This window comes from Caballeronia sp. GACF4 (assembly GCF_023631025.1).
Lineage (GTDB): Bacteria > Pseudomonadota > Gammaproteobacteria > Burkholderiales > Burkholderiaceae > Caballeronia.
Genome location: NZ_JALQDW010000008.1, coordinates 1 through 700, shown reverse-complemented (window position 1 = coordinate 700; position 700 = coordinate 1). Strand labels below are relative to the sequence as shown.

The following is a 700-nucleotide window of genomic DNA, read 5'->3' as shown; positions in this document are numbered from 1 at the left end:
GCCGTGGAAGAGGCGGTGCGTCTGAAGGAAGCGGGCGTGGCAACCGAAGTGATCGCCGTGTCGTGCGGCGTCACGCAATGCCAGGAAACGCTGCGCACGGCGCTTGCAATCGGCGCGGATCGCGCCATTCTCGTCGAGTCCGTCGATGAGTTGCAGCCGCTTGCCGTCGCCAAACTGCTCAAGGCGTTGGTCGATCAAGAAAAGCCCGAACTCGTCATCCTCGGCAAACAAGCAATCGACGACGACTCGAATCAGACCGGACAGATGCTCGCCGCGCTGGCAGGCTTGCCGCAAGCGACGTTTGCATCGAAGGTCGTCGTGGCCGACGGCAAAGCCACCGTGTCGCGCGAAGTCGACGGCGGCGCGGAAACGCTGTCGCTGAAGCTGCCCGCTGTCATCACCACCGACCTGCGCCTGAACGAGCCGCGTTATGTGACGCTGCCCAACATCATGAAGGCAAAGAAGAAGCCGCTGACGGTCGTGAAGCCGGCCGACCTTGGCGTGGACGTCGCGCCGCGACTGAAGACGCTGAAGGTCGTCGAGCCGCCCAAGCGTTCGGCGGGTGTGGTGGTGCCCGATGTCAAGACGCTGGTCGAGAAGTTGCAGAACGAAGCGAAGGTGATCTGATGACGATTCTGGTAATTGCGGAACACGACAACGCGTCCATCAAGGCCGCGACGTTGAACACGGTAGCGGCGGC

1 protein-coding gene is annotated in these 700 nt (G+C 62.7%); it reads left to right on the top strand.

Annotated features, from left to right (window positions below):
• A partial coding sequence (locus NCR40_RS09855; RefSeq protein ID WP_250509349.1) for an electron transfer flavoprotein subunit beta/FixA family protein occupies window positions 1-627 on the top strand: 627 nt, incomplete at its 5' end.
• Window positions 628-700 lie beyond the last annotated feature (73 nt).